Source organism: Spirosoma knui (assembly GCF_054780635.1).
In genome coordinates this window covers 693142-709071 of record NZ_BAAGVY010000002.1, presented here as the reverse complement: position 1 = coordinate 709071, position 15930 = coordinate 693142, and the positions used below count along the sequence as shown (strand labels likewise).

15 protein-coding genes are annotated in these 15930 nt (G+C 49.1%); 10 read left to right on the top strand and 5 right to left on the bottom strand.

The window, feature by feature from the left end:
* Positions 1-447 precede the first annotated feature (447 nt).
* From ACYVIY_RS07675 to ACYVIY_RS07660, 4 genes are all read left to right on the top strand, one after another.
* On the top strand, positions 448-891 hold the full coding sequence (locus tag ACYVIY_RS07675; protein WP_460975718.1) for a DoxX family protein: 444 nt from the start codon (positions 448-450) through the stop codon (positions 889-891).
* A gap of 29 nt (positions 892-920) precedes the next feature.
* Complete coding sequence (locus tag ACYVIY_RS07670) at positions 921-1982, top strand: sensor histidine kinase (protein WP_460975717.1); 1062 nt, start codon at positions 921-923, stop codon at positions 1980-1982.
* A complete protein-coding gene (locus tag ACYVIY_RS07665) occupies positions 1951-2658 on the top strand; it encodes a LytR/AlgR family response regulator transcription factor (RefSeq protein WP_460975716.1) in 708 nt (235 codons plus the stop codon). The genes ACYVIY_RS07670 and ACYVIY_RS07665 overlap by 32 nt, the downstream gene beginning before the upstream one ends.
* Positions 2659-3149: 491 nt before the next feature.
* Positions 3150-3785, top strand: a complete 636-nt coding sequence (locus ACYVIY_RS07660) for a response regulator transcription factor (RefSeq protein ID WP_460975715.1) — start codon at positions 3150-3152, stop codon at positions 3783-3785.
* Here ACYVIY_RS07660 and ACYVIY_RS07655 read toward each other — a convergent pair.
* The gene (locus ACYVIY_RS07655) at positions 3763-5862 is read right to left on the bottom strand and encodes a tetratricopeptide repeat-containing sensor histidine kinase (RefSeq protein ID WP_460975714.1); all 2100 of its coding nucleotides are present in this window, start codon (positions 5860-5862) and stop codon (positions 3763-3765) included. The genes ACYVIY_RS07660 and ACYVIY_RS07655 overlap by 23 nt on opposite strands.
* Before the next feature lie 467 nt (positions 5863-6329).
* Here ACYVIY_RS07655 and ACYVIY_RS07650 point away from each other — a divergent pair, with 467 nt between their 5' ends.
* From ACYVIY_RS07650 to ACYVIY_RS07635, 4 genes are all read left to right on the top strand, one after another.
* Entirely contained in the window at positions 6330-6806 is a 477-nt protein-coding gene (locus ACYVIY_RS07650; protein ID WP_460975713.1) for an energy transducer TonB, read from the top strand.
* 186 nt (positions 6807-6992) lie between these two features.
* The gene (locus ACYVIY_RS07645; RefSeq protein WP_460975712.1) at positions 6993-7805 is read left to right on the top strand and encodes a class I SAM-dependent methyltransferase; all 813 of its coding nucleotides are present in this window, start codon (positions 6993-6995) and stop codon (positions 7803-7805) included.
* A 132-nt stretch (positions 7806-7937) separates the two neighbouring features.
* The gene (locus ACYVIY_RS07640) at positions 7938-8549 is read left to right on the top strand and encodes a DUF3455 domain-containing protein (RefSeq protein WP_460975711.1); all 612 of its coding nucleotides are present in this window, start codon (positions 7938-7940) and stop codon (positions 8547-8549) included.
* A gap of 255 nt (positions 8550-8804) precedes the next feature.
* The gene (locus ACYVIY_RS07635) at positions 8805-9263 is read left to right on the top strand and encodes a hypothetical protein (protein WP_460975710.1); all 459 of its coding nucleotides are present in this window, start codon (positions 8805-8807) and stop codon (positions 9261-9263) included.
* Positions 9264-9862: 599 nt separating this feature from the next.
* Here ACYVIY_RS07635 and ACYVIY_RS07630 read toward each other — a convergent pair.
* The 4 genes from ACYVIY_RS07630 to ACYVIY_RS07615 form a co-directional block, all read right to left on the bottom strand.
* Positions 9863-10243, bottom strand: a complete 381-nt coding sequence (locus tag ACYVIY_RS07630) for a hypothetical protein (protein WP_460975709.1) — start codon at positions 10241-10243, stop codon at positions 9863-9865.
* Positions 10244-10481: 238 nt separating this feature from the next.
* Entirely contained in the window at positions 10482-10658 is a 177-nt protein-coding gene (locus tag ACYVIY_RS07625; protein WP_460975708.1) for a hypothetical protein, read from the bottom strand.
* A 100-nt stretch (positions 10659-10758) separates the two neighbouring features.
* Complete coding sequence (locus ACYVIY_RS07620) at positions 10759-11055, bottom strand: hypothetical protein (RefSeq protein WP_460975707.1); 297 nt, start codon at positions 11053-11055, stop codon at positions 10759-10761.
* A gap of 275 nt (positions 11056-11330) precedes the next feature.
* The gene (locus ACYVIY_RS07615; protein WP_460975706.1) at positions 11331-11744 is read right to left on the bottom strand and encodes a hypothetical protein; all 414 of its coding nucleotides are present in this window, start codon (positions 11742-11744) and stop codon (positions 11331-11333) included.
* A gap of 264 nt (positions 11745-12008) precedes the next feature.
* Between ACYVIY_RS07615 and ACYVIY_RS07610 the strand changes: the two genes are divergently transcribed.
* Together ACYVIY_RS07610 and ACYVIY_RS07605 are read left to right on the top strand one after the other, a co-directional pair.
* On the top strand, positions 12009-12785 hold the full coding sequence (locus ACYVIY_RS07610) for a LytR/AlgR family response regulator transcription factor (RefSeq protein WP_460975705.1): 777 nt from the start codon (positions 12009-12011) through the stop codon (positions 12783-12785).
* A 23-nt stretch (positions 12786-12808) separates the two neighbouring features.
* Positions 12809-15853: a ligand-binding sensor domain-containing protein gene (locus ACYVIY_RS07605; protein ID WP_460975704.1), complete on the top strand. Its 3045-nt coding sequence runs from the start codon at positions 12809-12811 to the stop codon at positions 15851-15853.
* The last annotated feature ends 77 nt before the right edge of the window (positions 15854-15930 follow it).

The window sequence follows — 15930 nt, the reverse complement described above, 5'->3', positions numbered from 1 at the left end:
AACAGCAATTTTGGCTGAACTATTCCGGCTTCATTAAAAATTAATTAAACCGGATTCGAAGACTTGCTTACCGGTTACCCCTACCAACGCTACTACTATTAGCGACACCAACCGACGGGTTACTAATAGCAGCACAGTTCCGCGGATCTCTCCTGTTGATTAATAAGCTGTTACGAAAGCGGGTTGCTCAGCGCTTGTTCCAACTGGTAACAGCATACAGAAGGCAACGTAGTAAACTGTAAAGAATTTGATGAACGCATAGTTCCTTTCAAAAACTGGAGGAACGGTGCAAAGTACCATCCGGAGAGTCGTCGGTTTCGCAAAAGAATGACGAACAAGTTCTTTTTGATGACAAACCGAGTTGGTCATTTAAGTTTGTCAGGCTCGGGAGCGCAAGGTTGTTTTGTGGGCTGAATAAGTACAACTAACCGATTTCCGTAAACAGATATGATGCGCCTGCTTTTTCAGAAACTCACGTTTTCTTACCCTGATGTAGCCGCTCTGGTGTTACGTCTGGGCTTTGGTTTTATGATGAGTTTCAATCATGGATACGTTAAACTGATGCATTTCCATGAGTGGAAAACAGACTTCACCAGCTTTATGGGGTTAAGTGGCTCGCTATCGCTGTCGCTGGCTATCTTCGCTGAACTGGTCTGTTCGATCATGCTGATAGTAGGGTTATTTACCCGCCTGGCGCTTCTCCCCTTGCTGGTCACCATGGTCGTTATTTTCCAGTCGCATAACTGGGATTTCTTGGGCGAGGGCGAACTGGCAACGAGCTTTGGGATTGGCTACCTCGCTATTTTAGCCGTTGGGCCGGGCCGGTACAGTCTGGATTATATGATTGGTGAACAACCGAAAAACAACGTAACACTAAACCGTACCGCCTAGGGTTACGTACCTAAACCGCAGGATAACCGATGCGACTACCCGCCTTGCTCGACAATAGAAAAAGATGGCTACGGGAAAGCCTTTTCTTTCTGGTCCTCTTTGTACTCATGTCGCTCAGCGCCTGTAATCCCCTAACCACCTGGGGTGATGTTTGGCGGGCGGGCGTTAATTTTCTGATCCTATACAGTCAGGCTCAGTTCCACCGCTTTTTTCTTTTTCCACTACTGTTCCGCCAGCGGCTTAAAAGCTATGCTATCCTGACAAGCCTTAGCTTGGTAGTCGGCAGTTTGCTCGTTTACTGGGTTGATGTCTTACTGTATCCCACGTATTACGAGTCGCACGGTTTGCAGGATGTAGCGCTGTTTCACCTGGCTACCTGTACCATGAGTCTGATGGCTATTATGGCCTTTTTTCTGATCCAGCGCTTTTATCAGCAACAGGAAAAACGGAACGCCGATCAGTTGCTGCTTCAGGAAGTCCAGATGAATTTTTTGCACGCCCAGCTAAATCCGCATTTCTTTTTCAATACACTCAACAACCTGTATGGCATCAGTCTGCACCAGCCCACCCGGATGCCTGATTTGCTCATGCAACTCGCCAAGCTGATGCGTTATCAGGTTGACAGTAGTCGTCGGTCGTGGGTGTCGCTTCAGCAGGAGGTTGAATTTATCACCAGCTACATTACGCTGGAGCGGGAACGCGTTGGGAACCGCTGCCAGATCGAGTACCGCTACCCAACCGATACGTCTCTGCTGCAAGGCTACCAGCTAGCCCCCTTACTGTTGATTCCGCTGGTTGAGAATGCGTTCAAACACGGAACGGGCGATATTCACGGGTGCTTCGTCTCTATCTCACTGATACTGGATGACGACACGCTCACGCTTAGCATCGAAAACTCGGTGCCCACGCGAACGGTACCTGTTACATCGACGGGGCTGGGCTTGCAGAACACGCGCCAACGGCTCGAAATCCTGTACGCGGGTAAACATCAGCTACGGATTGAACAGCCGCCGGGCCGGTATAAAACCGATCTTGTCGTTCAGCTACTTCCTTTGTCTCATGCCCAATCCCTTGCAGTGCCTACTTATTGACGATGAAGTGGCGGCTCATTACGTCTTGCAGCACTACATTGAGCAGGTAGGCCGGCTGAAGCTGGTCGGCAGTTGCTACCATGCCCTGGAAGCCATCAATTTTCTGCATCGACAACCCGTCGATTTATTGTTTCTGGACATCAATATGCCACAGATGAACGGGCTGCAGATGCTGGAAACGCTGAGCCATCCGCCCAAAGTCATCCTGACAACCGCTCATTCGGAATTTGCGCTGGAAAGCTACAACTACAACGTGGTGGACTACCTACTCAAACCCATTGATTTCGCCCGGTTTCTGAAAGCAGTTGATAAAGTAGTTGCGGCAGAGGCTGAGGAAGAAACCCAACGCATAAGCTTTCCAACCCCGTTGGGTGCCTCGTTCGTTATTAAAGTCGATGGGGACTGGGTCCGGCTGGCTTACGATGATCTGCTGTACGGGCAAAGTTGGGGCAATTACGTTAAGTTGTTCACAACGAAACAAGTCTACGTAACGGCGCTGACCATGACCGAACTAGAGCAGCGTCTGCCTACCGATCAGTTTATACGTATCCACAAATCCTATCTGGTTTCTCTCCATAAAATTATGCGTTTGAGCGGCAACGAAGTGTTTATCGGCGAGACAGCACTGCCCGTTGGGCTTACCTACCGCCGTGAACTAGTGGACCGGCTGCGATAGAGAGGAACGTAGTGAATAGTACGAGAATAGTGGACAGTCATTAACATCGTTCAATAGCAACGCTCTCCCTCTCCGACAAAAGCGTCCACGAAAACGTCCCCAATCTTATCTGGAAAAGACATCAGCGTACATCGCCCAGCCTGGTTGACAAAATCATCAATTTTTACCCCATATACTGGGCAGAGTTGATACGTTGGAAAATAGGCTACTCTTGTAACTCAGCTGCTTTTGGAAATTAAATAGTTTTGGCTTTTCTGCGAGAAGTCACATACCGTGAGAGCCGAATGTTTGAGAGCGTAGAGTCGAATTTGGGAGACTCTCATAAAAAGTTCGTAGAGGAATGGAGGCAGTAGCCCTTTACCCATTTGACTTAGACAGAAAAACAGTAGTACGGGCAGATAACGTATCGTAACCGTTTAATTAAAAAGTAGACGAAAGTTTAGAGTAAAAACAGGTTCTTGCGGAAACATTCCCCATCAGGTTCCGTCTCTATGTTTACTATTGCCCTTGTCGATGATCATCAGGTTGTATTGGAAAGCTTTGCTAACCTACTGGCTACCTCCGACCATTTCCGGGTTGTCGGTACGGCTCAGCATAAACCGGAACTGTTTCGCATTTTGGAGCAAAGCCAGCTAAACGGCCAGGGAGTCGACGTACTGGTAACTGACCTTCTCATGCCCAACCTGAATGTAGTCGAACTAATTGCTTCGGTAAAAGTTCAATATAAGGACACAGCGATTCTGGTTCTGTCTGGCTCCGATGATGCGGGGATGATTCGGCAGGTGATGCAGGCCGGTGCAAGTGGGTACGTGACCAAGACGGCCGACAAAGCTGAACTCTTCGATGCAATACTGGCCGTTGCGGCCGGCCGTCGATACATGGATAGTCGTGTTTTTTCCATGCAGGAGCAACCATCGGCTTCGGCAATAGAGGAATTGTTAACGGATCGGGAAGCGCAGATTGCTAGTCTGATTTTAGACGAACTATCTAGTAATCAGATTGCCGAGCGGCTCTTCATTTCGTTTAATACGGTAGAGACCCACCGCAAGCGGATTTACCAAAAATTAGGCGTTAGTACATCGCTAGGCCTGATGAAACGATCGCTTAGCCGGGCATTTTTGAGATAGGGTACGGCCGCAGAATACAGGCGATTGTTCCTCCCCCCTGACCTGGTTTCATCCAAAATTGAGCACCAATGGCTTCAGCCCGCTCCTGAATGTTAGCCAATCCGATGCCTTTCCGCAGTGCATTACCCATACCAATACCATTATCCGACACCTGGATCACTAGGCCTGTCTCCTGCCATACTAACTCCAAATGAGCCTGCTGCGCCTGGGCATGACGAAGTACATTCGTACAGAGTTCTAAGCAGATTACGTACAGGTTAAACTTGGCTTCCTGCGTTAGAAGGCATTTGTCGGCTGATTCGCCAAGCAGCGTGAAAACGGTTTTTCCCGTCTGATTCAGCGTTTTGACTAGCCCTTTAAGCGACATGGCTAAATCCTGCTGGAGTAATGTATCGGGAATGAGGTTGTGCGATAACTCGCGCACCTGGTTGGCGGCATCGTTAAGCAGATTTAAACTATTTTCGTAGAGTTTCTTATCACGCGGAGGCAAACCGTCCGCGTCGATGGTCTGGAACGTCATTTTAGTGGCCCCCAGCAAATTACTCACCCGGTCATGAAGCTCGGTAGCCACGCGTTTACGCTCCAGTGTTTGCCCTTTTAGCAGAGCCAATTCAATCTCACGGTTTTTGGCAAGCAGAGCTACGTTCGTCCGGCGCAATTTGAGGCTGTAATACAGTAGCAGCAATCCCAGCACGCCACTCAGCGTTATCCCAACCAGTAGCAGGTTGCGTTCGGTGGCCTGCTGATCAATTTTTAACTGTTTGATGGTAGCCTGCTGATGCGCCTGTTTCTGGACCGCCCTGGCTTTCAGTTGCTGGCTTTCGATTTGATGTTTTAGCGTGTTATTTTGCGCCAATCGCTGCAATTCGTTTGTCTTGTAGGCATGATTGAGTCGATCAATTTCAGCCTGTTTAGCCAGCGTCTGGTAGCGCTGCTGTTGCAACAGCCGCTCCTGCTGGTACGCCGTCTCAAGCCGTTCACGATCGAACTTAGCCTTAGTGCGCAGGCTTTCAGTCTGGTTGATGATTTGCTGTTCTTCGGCCTTTTTCGCTTCGTAGAGCCGCTGATAGGTAAATGCGCTCTTCCAATCCTGCTGCTGCTCGTGAGCCCGGATAAGCACTGAATAGGCCGTTAGAATGGGGGTATGAACCTTTTGATTTTTCGCCAAAGCGTCCTTCGCAACTGCAATCGCTTCGGAATGTCGGCCTAAACCCAGATAAGCAACGGCCAAATCAGCCAATGCATCGGCCTGAGGTAAAGGCGCGTTGAGTTGCCCCCAATAGGCAACCGACTGGGTCAGATATGGAATCGCCTGAGTGAATTTCTGCTGGATGTTAAACACTTGTCCAATAGCATTCGTCAGAAACGCTTTGTTGGAAATCGGTACGCTACGCTGCTGGTTGAGCAATTCCCACGCTTTTAAGTAGTGGGTTTCGGCCTTATTTATCTGCTGTTGACCTTTATAGGCGCTGGCTAACGACCGGTGGAGGTCTGCTAAGTGAATTGGATCAATTTTTTTGTCCCGGTCAAACCAGATGATACTCTTCTGTAAATACGATACAGCCTCACCAGGTTCTCCGATCAGGCTGCTGATGTGGCCTAGGTTACGGTAAATCCGCCAGAAATAAAGAGCAAACTCAACCGGAGCCGTTTCAATAAGCGACAGCAAGCGGTGATTAAGCTGGATTGCCTGAGGGTAATTGCTATCGACCTCCCGGTAATAACGTTCGATCTGCAGCAACGCCTTTATCTGATATTTGATATTTTTTTTGCGCTGGGCGAACCGCAGTAGCCGGTTGGCGACGACGAGGGAACTGTCGCGATGAGCTTTGCCGCTGTAATGGACATATCCCAAGAAATGCAGGTACTCCATGCGGGCGGTGTCGACAGTGGACGACGGGGGCAGCTGGTTTAGACCCGCCAGTCGAGCGCGGGTAGACTGCAAAAGACTGTCCACATAGGTAACGTCTGTGCTGCGGTCGAAATTAAAAGGGGGCGTATCGTAGCTCTGAGCCTGTAGAGAGCTACTGACGGCCAGCCAACTCGAGAACAGTATCAGCGTAAGGGTGAGTTTCATAGAGCACACGAACTGGCAACGATAAGGCACTACTGGGCAGGAATCGTAAGGCAGGCTAATAGAACATCGAGACTGGTGATCGTTTCAATGCCGCGCAGTAAACCACCTATAAGATAACTCCCTGATTAACAACATAAAAATAGGTTGTTTTTCTCAACTATTGCCGACTACCGCTTATGGCTTACTGAACGGTCATGCCTATAAGAGTGGAGACTTGAATCTATAGTAAAACAGCCTACAACAACCCCGTTCTTAAGACTTCTACCAGCAACTATTTTATCACTGTGCTTGGGCTCATCCCCCTCTTCCCCCCATGATACTGGCCAGTTTAAAGGTCGATTAGCCCGAAAATCACCGAATTCAGTGACAAAAAACCACGGATTTCGGTGATTTTTTCGACGCAGCGCCTACGGAATTTTGCAGCGTCAAATAACTAATGTTCAACTCATAACAAGTTCTTTTTTACCATGAAACGAATCACATGGACATTCGCTTACCTTTCGGCAATCGGTTTACTGACTGCTGCCCCATTTCTGCCGACTCTGGCTGCTACTTCAACTAAAAGCCCGGTGATGGTTATGGATACGACCCCAACCTTCCGTCCGGTGCAGCCCGCCGAGGAGTTGGTTCTACTAAACAATGAGCCTTCCTTTCCGGGCGGACCAAAGGCGCTGAAAGCCTACATCGATAATGCCGAGCTATACCCTGAGACAGCGCAGCAAATTGGTCTGCAGGGAACCGTACAGGTGCTGTTCAAGGTACAGCCAACCGGCAAAATTACGAACATTATCGTATTGCAATCGAAGGGTAAAGTCCTGGACCAGGCCGCCTACGACCTGGTGGCGAATATGCCTGCCTGGTATCCGGCGCACCGCGCTGGGATGGCGGTTCCGGCTTACACGCAGCTACTCGTCACCTTTCGGCTTAACCAGCTTAATTACTAAGGTTCATCCCAAACCTGAGTGCTGGTCATACTAGATATAGTACTGCCTTATCTGCGCGACCGTCTAGGCACAGTATAATATCAGTAAAATCCTTAAAATCAATTAATTATCGAACAAATTAGTAGGATAGAATCCATTCTACACCGAAAAATCAGTACATACATTTAAACCTTATATTTTCAAAAAATGAATCCAAATCAAGCATTATGGGAAAAAGGCGACTTTACTCGCCTGGCTGAAACGATGCGGGAAAGCGGTGCCGCTTTGATCGCTAAACTTGGCATTACGAAAGGATTGAACGTCCTCGATCTGGGTTGTGGTGATGGTACCACAGCTATACCAGCAGCAAAATTAGGTGCCCATGTAACAGGAGTCGATATCGCCCGGAATCTGGTGGAAGCCGGTAACAAACGGGCCCAAAGCGAAGGGCTGACCAACTGTACGTTCCAGCATGGGGACGCTACCGATTTGAACCAGTTGGACGACCAAACGTTCAACCTGGTTGTCAGTATCTTCGGCGCCATGTTTGCTCCCAAACCAGTCGAAGTAGCCAAAGAACTGGTGCGGGTCACCCGACCCGGCGGCCGCATTGTAATGGGCAACTGGATTCCAGGCGACACTACGTTGGTGGCCCAGATCCTGCGCATTAGTTCGACCTATACCCCCGCTCCGCCGGAGGGCTTCATAAGCCCTATGTTATGGGGGGTGGAGAGTCACGTAATCGAACGGTTCGGTCAGGCCGGTATACCCAAAGAGAATATCTCCTTTGAGCGGGCTACGTATACCTTCCAGGCGCCATTTACGCCAGCTGAATTCCTTGCGCGGTTTAAAAACTATTACGGTCCTACCATGAACGCGTTCGAGGCTGCGGAAAAGAACGGAAAAGCTGAAGAACTGGAGCGTGAATTAAAGGACTTGTTTGCCAGTCAGAACCAAAGCGCTACCGGAGATACGACCTCTATTCCAGCTACTTACTTACAGGTAACAATAAAGCATTAAGTTGTGTAGACAGACTTTGCTGCCGCGAACTGAAACCCCCAATCCTTCAATGGCTTTACTACCGAACAAAGCCTCATGCAGAGGATTGGGGAGTTTCAAAACCTTCCTTATCCATCTTAAGACAGTACGAATATGATAGACAACAAATCATGTTGGGGTTTCTTCGGCGTGGCCATACTTCTGGCCGCTACAATGGCAGCCTGCGCAGACCATCTTGAACCTGGCAACCCTTCGCCTTCTCAATATATTATAGCCAGCGAACAAATTATCATTCCAGTTGAAATTGCCTTTCCGACTAATGGCGCTACTGGACACAGCCGGGTTGCCACCTATTTTGCAAAAGGGGTGCAAAAATACCAGTCTCGCCCAAAAACGGGTAGTAATCCTGTAACCTATGAATGGGCATTTGTGGCGCCCGAAGCCGACTTATATGATGCCTCCAACGCGAAGGTCGGCACCCACTTTGCTGGTCCTTCCTGGCAGTTAACGGCCACCAACAACCTAATTGTAGGGCAGGCCTATGCTCCATCTAAAACGGTCAGCAAAGACCCAGATAGTATTGATTGGTTGCTATTGATGACCAAACCGGGCACTGTACCTACCGGTATTTTTCAAGGTGTGAATCACATTCAACGCATAGCCACTACCGGTGGTAAAGCACCGGCCAACCTGCCCACTACAGCCACAGAAACCGTTGATGTACCTTACACAGCAGTGTACCGATTCTCCAGAATAAATCCTTGATACGCTAGCGATAAGGCAGTCGTACTTTTATCAGCTTAGACACTAAACTTACCTACTTGACCTTAGTCTTTGATGAAGACTAAGGTCAAGTAGCGAACGACATTCAAAACGTAATTTTGTTCACCAATGCTACTTAGAAACCCCTTCCTCCGCTCCATAATCAGTTCATAGGAGTCAGGACACCTTGACTAATATTTAGCACTGATAACCAACACGTTAATCTTAACTTAAGAAAATAGGAAAATGTATCCCATTATGGCAAACTTCAAACTGTTCACAATTCCGTTATTCACACTGCTGTTAGCCAGTTTCAACTCAATCTCAGTCACGTCTACTAATCTATCCACGAGGGGGCCGGTTAGACTTCACTATACAGCCAGGCAAAACGACTCCCTAAAGGCGGCTGTAGCATTTTTACTCGATGCATCTGCCAAGGATTTTCATCACTCTAAAACTCTGTCTCCTGTCAGCTTCCGTCAGGTAAGAATTGGGTATTTGATCACAGCTACTGTCAATAAGCAGTACATTCTGTGTGGCGAGTTTCGTTCAATCGATAAAAATGAGTGGATACCATTTGCTACTATCCAGACATCAAATTATGAACAATGGATTGGCAACCAAACGCTACCGTTTTGTCAAAATCCGAAAATAACATGGGCCAACTTAAAGGATTTATCTTCCACCTTGAAAAATCGGCTTGATGCTCTGCATTAATTTCGTGGCTGGGTAAACTGTTGTATGACTTAAGATCTGTGGTCTCGTTCCCACTGCTCGGTCTGATCAGTGAATAATTTAACTATACAGCCAGTTTGTCGTAGTTACCCGAAACGTTGAAGCACGCTACCACTTGTTTAAAGCTTATAATTCCACTCACAACAACGGGGGTGGTTTGATTACCCTTGAGCGAGACCTGTTAAATCATCACTTTCCGATAGTCCACTATGGTCACGTACTGCCGAATGACTTGATGCTGTTCGAGTCGTTTAATGCGTTCATGCGTGTATTATTGGTAAAAGTGTAGTTTTTGCCTTATTGACGTGCTCCTCCCCTCTGGAATCTTCTACGAATAAGTATAAGTAGGATGTTAGTAGTACGGGAAACGTTATCTATTCTATCCTTTTAATCGTCTTTTATTATCAGGTAGTAACGTCCATCTGCTGAGTCACCGTGCGTTTTTCTCCAACAGCCCTGCGCCAAAACATTTCAGCCTGGCTGGCTGGTTTAGCATGCTTGAACAATCCCCTAATAAGGCTTTACCCCCCTGATGAACAAAGGCTGAGTCAACAAATAGATGGTGAATGAAAGTATCAGGCTCAATCCGTGCAGCGATTCTCCGTATAGGTAAAAATTCCTTTGGGCGCGTTGAACAACTTCCACCAGCACCCATAGGGAACGTCTGTTGCGCCGAGCACATAGGTTTTGACCCTCCAAACGCCTTTTTGATGATACCATAACACACTAATCCCCTCATCAAAAATACCTTCCTTAACGGCTTCAGCATAGGGAGTATTGGTGTACTGAATGGGTTTCCCATCGTTTCGTTTAGGAATTAACTCGCCAAAGCTCCAATCGCCACCAGTTCTCAAGGTTTTCACCTCAAAAAGGATCACTTGTCCAAGCTCTTTTTCCAGGGGCATACGGATAGCATTCAGCAACTCTTTCCGTAGCGGTGTTCCAAGCGCGGGCACCGTCATACGCTGACCGAGTGTTACCGAAGGTTGTAAAAGCACGAACAGAGCGCCTATAATCCAAGCTAGTTTACTCGTTTGCAATTGGCGTGCTCCCTTAGTATATATCATTCGTTTTCAGCCATTTATAATAACATCCAGCTTGAAATCTAACAACTCCAACGTTTTAATTCAAGCATCGTATTCCTGATAGACGAATCGATGCTTGAATTAATCATTCGGTCGCCGACGGCAGTAGAGCATTTTACTCTTGCAAGGACTCCAGCGATAGCAGCAGGGCGGATGTTTCATAACTGATTGAGCGTAGCTTGTTCTGCTCTTCTTGGTTGTTCGACTCGTGTATCGTTTTAATTAAGTAATTGGCGAACTGATCCAGCCGATCAATTAAACCGGGTATGTCTTCTATAGTGAAATCGGGCATGCGTATTGGGAGCTACTAGATGGAAAAGTGAATTAGTTGAGTTTCCGAGTCTTTTTATTTACGCACTCGGGCTAACCAAGTAAGGCAGGGGGCTGTAGGGCTACAGTTCGTTTAGCCATCGTTTATCAATGAACAGCACGTAGACCAAGACAAGTAGCACAGTAACCAGTGGCAAACAGCCCACGCCCCCATCCACCCGGTCTATTGTAGACAGCACGGCCCACTTCCGATAGAGTACAAGCGTCAGCGCGCCAGAACAGATGGCCCCAATCAGGAACAGCAAACTACCACCAATGCCCGCACCACCCTCAAATTTAGACGCGAATTCGGCTACTAAAAGACCACCTATACTGAACAGAAGCGAGAGAGCAGACAGGCCATACAGGATAAAAAGCATACAAAGTAGCAAGTATATTAAACCTATAAATCCGTAAAACGTGCCTAAACTACGAAATGGGTCCAGGGGTACACCAGCCTCAATGAACACTGGGCAGGAATGAGCGACTAGCGGGTAATTTTTGATAAACAACTCTCACGTCATGGACTCAACTCATGGAGTACACCTTATCTATAGTCCACGTTACAGGACTGATGGATTAGGACCTAGGGCATTTACTGCCTTGAGGCAACGCTCGCGACAGAAGATATTGGCTTACAGCAATTTAATAAAGTTCAGTTATTACCCTGTACATCCGTCAGCAACTCCCCCAGGTCGATGTAACACTGACGCCAAGCCTGCTCAACCGATTGATTCCAGTCGCTACCTAACCCCTGCTCAATTGTCCACAGCATTGTCCGCCCTAAGGCCAGTACCTGCTGTGGCGTGAGCGCATCTGGTAGGTAATGTGTTACCAACGCTACTAACGAGCTATTTATACTCCGAGGCTGGTCCAGACGGGCAATAATTCGGCTGAATTCAAGAATTAGCGTAGCTGCTTCCGCCTGCGGCTGCCCTTGAGCGATGAGTTTCCAAGCTGGCGCTTCCATCTGCAAACGGGCCAGGAATACGCTACTCAGCAGAATAGGGTCAATGGGCCGCAACAATCGCCAGGTTCGTTGCACTATATGAATTTGCTCGTCAGTCATATCAAGGTTAGTCAATCGTAAGTCAAGTTGGGCCCGTCGGCATTCAATACCAAGTTTTTTCCCTTCACCTGTGTTAATTCAGGGTTGATGCGTTGACCTGGGTGGATAAGTCATCAATCAACCAGGGTAAATGGTGTAACGGTTTGATCGGAATATCCTACCATTTAACCGCTTCCTCTGACCATCCGATTCCGAAAAGTTGCTCCTGGTCGCATTTTTTTTAAGATTTGTCTATTTCCTAAGCTCGCAAATCGACCTGACGTCATGAACGCCATTCTGATTGAAGATGAAAAATTAGTTGCCCGCGAATTTGCTCATAAACTAGGTCAAGTGGACGCCGACATTCGCTTGATCGAAACGCTATCCAGCGTCAGAACGGCTCTGCATTGGTTCAATCAGCACGCCGAACCCGACCTGGTCTTTGCTGATATTCAGCTTGCCGATGGAGTGAGTTTCGACATTTTTGCCCAGTACAAACTCCAGTGCCCCATCATCTTTATTACCTCCTACAACGAATACGCTATTCAAGCTTTCAAAGTCAATGGCATTGATTACCTGCTCAAGCCAGTCGATATGGCCGACCTCAGCCGGGCCATTGCCAAAGCCCGGTCACTGATCCGCAGTCAGGTGGCTCCACCCGTTGACCTCCGGCAGCTTATAACCTTACTCCAGGAACCTACGGCGGGTGCCAAGGCGGTTTATAAAGAAACGTTTCTAGGCCAGGAACGTAATGGCTGGATTCCTATCGCTACCGAAGACATTGCGTTTTTTCAGTACGACGGTATCAACTTCCTAGTCACCAAATCCGGTGCTCGATACCCAGTGGATTACGAAACACTTGACCGCCTGGAAGAGCTGCTCGACCCCGTTCGCTTCTACCGAGCGAACCGCCAGTTTATTATTAATCATGATGCTATTCAACAGGTTCGAAATGGGCTGAATTTTAAACTTATGCTTAGGCTGCGGTCTCCTCACCAGTCTGTCGAAATTGATGTGAGCCGCCAGAAAGCGCCAGCGTTTAAACGCTGGCTTGACCGGTGATAACGTTACCTGGACGCTGTATAATGGTCTCGGCCTTGCTATTGGTAGGTCTGTTATGCTCTTCTGCGTCAGCTCAGCAGATCAATACGTTGCCGTTTGAATTCCGGCATATTGGCGAAGCTCAGGGGTTGTCGTTCAAACTGGTTACGTGCATGTTGCGCGACCGCGACGGTTTTTTGTGGGTGGGTACCGCTAACGGCCTGAACCGCTTCGACGGCGATCATTTTACGGCCTTTCGCCACGAACGCCGGAGATCCTGGAGCATTGGTAGTTCGTCGGTTAACGCCATCGGTCAGGATAAAAGCGGACGATTATGGGTGGCCACAGGGGTTGGCATCAGCCGGTACGACGCTCGGACGGGCCATTTTGAGAACATCCGGCAGGTTAATGGAATCACGCTGGGTCACTGTTCGACGTTGTTGGGCGACCGCCAGGGGCGTATCTGGTTTAGTAGCCAGGGGAAGGGGCTCTTTTGTTACGATCCCCGCACCAACCGCTACCGACAGTACACTCAGCAGGATGTTGATAAAACGTCGTTATCCGACAATAGCATCAACCGGCATGGCCTGATCGAAGACCCCAAACGACCGGGCTTGTGGGTGGCCACCTACAACGGAGGGATGAATTACTTCGATATGACGACCGGGCGGTTTGTCAATGTCAATAACGTGGGCGACCGGGCAAAGGCAGACTTGCTTTGGAGCAAGCATTCCATCTCCGCCCTCACCTTGCTCGGTTCCCACCGATTGGCCTGGGCCGACAATACGGTTGGTCAAATCGTGATATATGACCTGAATCAGCAGCGAATTGAGCGTACCATCCGGCCACCTAAGTCGGCCTCGGCTCCGCTGTTTCCTATCGCTACGCTCTTTGCCGACCACCAGCAGAACATATGGGTTAGCTCCTGGAATAACTTGCTTTACTGGGTGGAAGCGGGTAGTGATCGCCTGCAACCCTTTTACCATGATCCGGCTAACCCCAGCTCGGTAGCAGGGCCGTTTTTCTGGTGCGGCTGGCAACAGGACGACGGCACTATCTGGCTGGGTACGGTCAACGGCTTGTCGCTGACTAATCCGAGTCGAAGCTTTTACCGGGTTCACAATCTGGGCGGTCGGATACCGGGTCTGAACGCCAGCCGGGGTCTGAACTCAATTATCGAGGATCGGGACGGCTCGTGGTGGCTCAGCTCGGCCACCCACGAGCTGATTCACTATCATCCGGCTACGGGACGTAGTCACCTGTATCATATCCCATCTGCTTATGAACAAGAAAACGGTTTTGGACGTCCCTCGCTAACCTTCGCTCCAGACGGTCGAACGATCTACATTCATTTAGATCACGCCTTGCTTCAGTTTGATAAACAAACCGGCCGATTTGCGTCGTTCATAGCTACGGCCGTTGTTCGGGAGCAACTCAGCGAGGTGAGCACCCTACTGGTGCGGGGTGATACACTCTGGCTGTTTGGGTGGCACCGTAACCGGGCCATCAGGTACTCGGTTTCAACCGGGCGTTGGCAGTCGTACGCGCTGCCCTGCCCGCCCGGAGACGTCGGGCAGTTCTTCGTTCGGACAGCGGCCTACAACCGGCGGGGCGAGTTATGGCTCGACGTGTACCCTGGAGGATTCGTACGCTTCGATGAGCAGACCGGGCACTTCAGGCAGGTGCCGGTTCATCAACCGCCCGAACTGGAAACTACATTTTTCTATTTCAAGACCGATGCGGCTGGTCGAATCTGGCTCCCGGCTGCTGAGAACGGCTTGGTTCGCTACGATCCACGTCAGAACACGCTTCGGCAATGGACGCATGAGGACGGGCTGTCAGCGAATAAATGCATGGCGGTATGTCCTGATCGGAACGGGCGAATCTGGGTGGCATCATTGAACAACTTTTTTGTGTTCGACTCGACCTTACGTCATATCCAGCAATTTTCCCTACCAATCAACCAAACCGACGCCCACTACGAAAATTACATGGTTCCCCTTCGCAATGGACATATTCTGATGACCGTGAAGGGCTACGTGCTGGAACTGATGCCTGAGCGCTTTAACGCCCCTCGGCCACCATCCCGATTACTCATCAGCGACGTCCGCCTGCCCGACACGACCATGATGACCCCGACTCGCCATCCTACCGTTCAACTCAGGGTTGACCAGAACGACTTTGCGGTTCGCTATGGAATCCTTAACCAGGCCCAGCAGCCCTATTCTTTTTTCTACAAGCTAGAAGGCTATGACGAGGATTGGGTAGAAGCAGGCAGCCGAACGGTGGGCGTATACGCTAATGTTCCCGGTGGCCGTTACGTATTCCGTGTTCAGGCCAGGACCGACAATAACCGCGTTTTTCCGGCACAGTTGGTTATTACCATTGATACGGTGTTTTACAAAACGGGCTGGTTCCGGGTGCTACTCATTATGCTGATAGCCGGGCTGATGTTTGGCGTGTACCGCTATCGACTGTGGCAGGCGGCCCAATTGCACCAGCTTCACATGCAGGCCACCCAGCTCGAACGCGACAAAACCCGAATACAATACCAAAACTTAATAAACCACCTCAACCCTCACTTTCTGTTTAATAGCCTGACCTCGCTAAATAGCCTCATTATTACGGCTCCCGATATGGCGTCTGATTTTTTGCAGAAGCTGGCCACCATCTACCGCTATATCCTACAAAACAAAGAGCGCGAGACCGTTACGTTAGAGCACGAATTAAATTTTGTATCTAACTACGTCGATCTCCAACAAGCCCGCTTTGAGGAAGGGCTACAAATTGACGTAGACATCCCCTTGTCCAGTATGGCCTGCCGAATTGTACCCGTAACGCTACAGAATCTGTTCGAGAACGCCATCAAGCACAACGTTATCGAAGACGACCGCCCGCTAACCATTCGGGTCTATGTACAGGACGATTATCTATTCGTGGCCAACAACCTTCAGCGCAAGAACTTTGTCGAGACGTCTAATCAGCAAGGTCTCGACAGCCTCAAAACGCTGTACGGCTACCTAAGCGATCGACCCCTGCTGACGGGAGCGGACGACCACCATTTTGTGGTAAAAGTACCGCTGCTTTGAGCGTTATCTAAGAAGGTTGCCGATCGCAACGTAAATAGGTCAGGTTATCGCTTAAAGGCCGCTTTTGCGCGTTTTAA

Bases quoted from the DNA above. Each gene is read 5' to 3' on its own strand.
- ACYVIY_RS07630 (WP_460975709.1), bottom strand. From the start codon at position 10,243: ATGACGGTGCCCGCGCTTGGAACACCGCTACGGAAAGAGTTGCTGAAT.
- ACYVIY_RS07650 (WP_460975713.1), top strand. From the start codon at position 6,330: ATGAAACGAATCACATGGACATTCGCTTACCTTTCGGCAATCGGTTTA.
- ACYVIY_RS07670 (WP_460975717.1), top strand. From the start codon at position 921: ATGCGACTACCCGCCTTGCTCGACAATAGAAAAAGATGGCTACGGGAA.
- ACYVIY_RS07605 (WP_460975704.1), top strand. From the start codon at position 12,809: ATGGTCTCGGCCTTGCTATTGGTAGGTCTGTTATGCTCTTCTGCGTCA.
- ACYVIY_RS07665 (WP_460975716.1), top strand. From the start codon at position 1,951: ATGCCCAATCCCTTGCAGTGCCTACTTATTGACGATGAAGTGGCGGCT.
- ACYVIY_RS07660 (WP_460975715.1), top strand. From the start codon at position 3,150: ATGTTTACTATTGCCCTTGTCGATGATCATCAGGTTGTATTGGAAAGC.
- ACYVIY_RS07675 (WP_460975718.1), top strand. From the start codon at position 448: ATGATGCGCCTGCTTTTTCAGAAACTCACGTTTTCTTACCCTGATGTA.
- ACYVIY_RS07640 (WP_460975711.1), top strand. From the start codon at position 7,938: ATGATAGACAACAAATCATGTTGGGGTTTCTTCGGCGTGGCCATACTT.
- ACYVIY_RS07625 (WP_460975708.1), bottom strand. From the start codon at position 10,658: ATGCCCGATTTCACTATAGAAGACATACCCGGTTTAATTGATCGGCTG.
- ACYVIY_RS07635 (WP_460975710.1), top strand. From the start codon at position 8,805: ATGGCAAACTTCAAACTGTTCACAATTCCGTTATTCACACTGCTGTTA.
- ACYVIY_RS07615 (WP_460975706.1), bottom strand. From the start codon at position 11,744: ATGACTGACGAGCAAATTCATATAGTGCAACGAACCTGGCGATTGTTG.
- ACYVIY_RS07645 (WP_460975712.1), top strand. From the start codon at position 6,993: ATGAATCCAAATCAAGCATTATGGGAAAAAGGCGACTTTACTCGCCTG.
- ACYVIY_RS07655 (WP_460975714.1), bottom strand. From the start codon at position 5,862: ATGAAACTCACCCTTACGCTGATACTGTTCTCGAGTTGGCTGGCCGTC.
- ACYVIY_RS07610 (WP_460975705.1), top strand. From the start codon at position 12,009: ATGAACGCCATTCTGATTGAAGATGAAAAATTAGTTGCCCGCGAATTT.
- ACYVIY_RS07620 (WP_460975707.1), bottom strand. From the start codon at position 11,055: ATGCTTTTTATCCTGTATGGCCTGTCTGCTCTCTCGCTTCTGTTCAGT.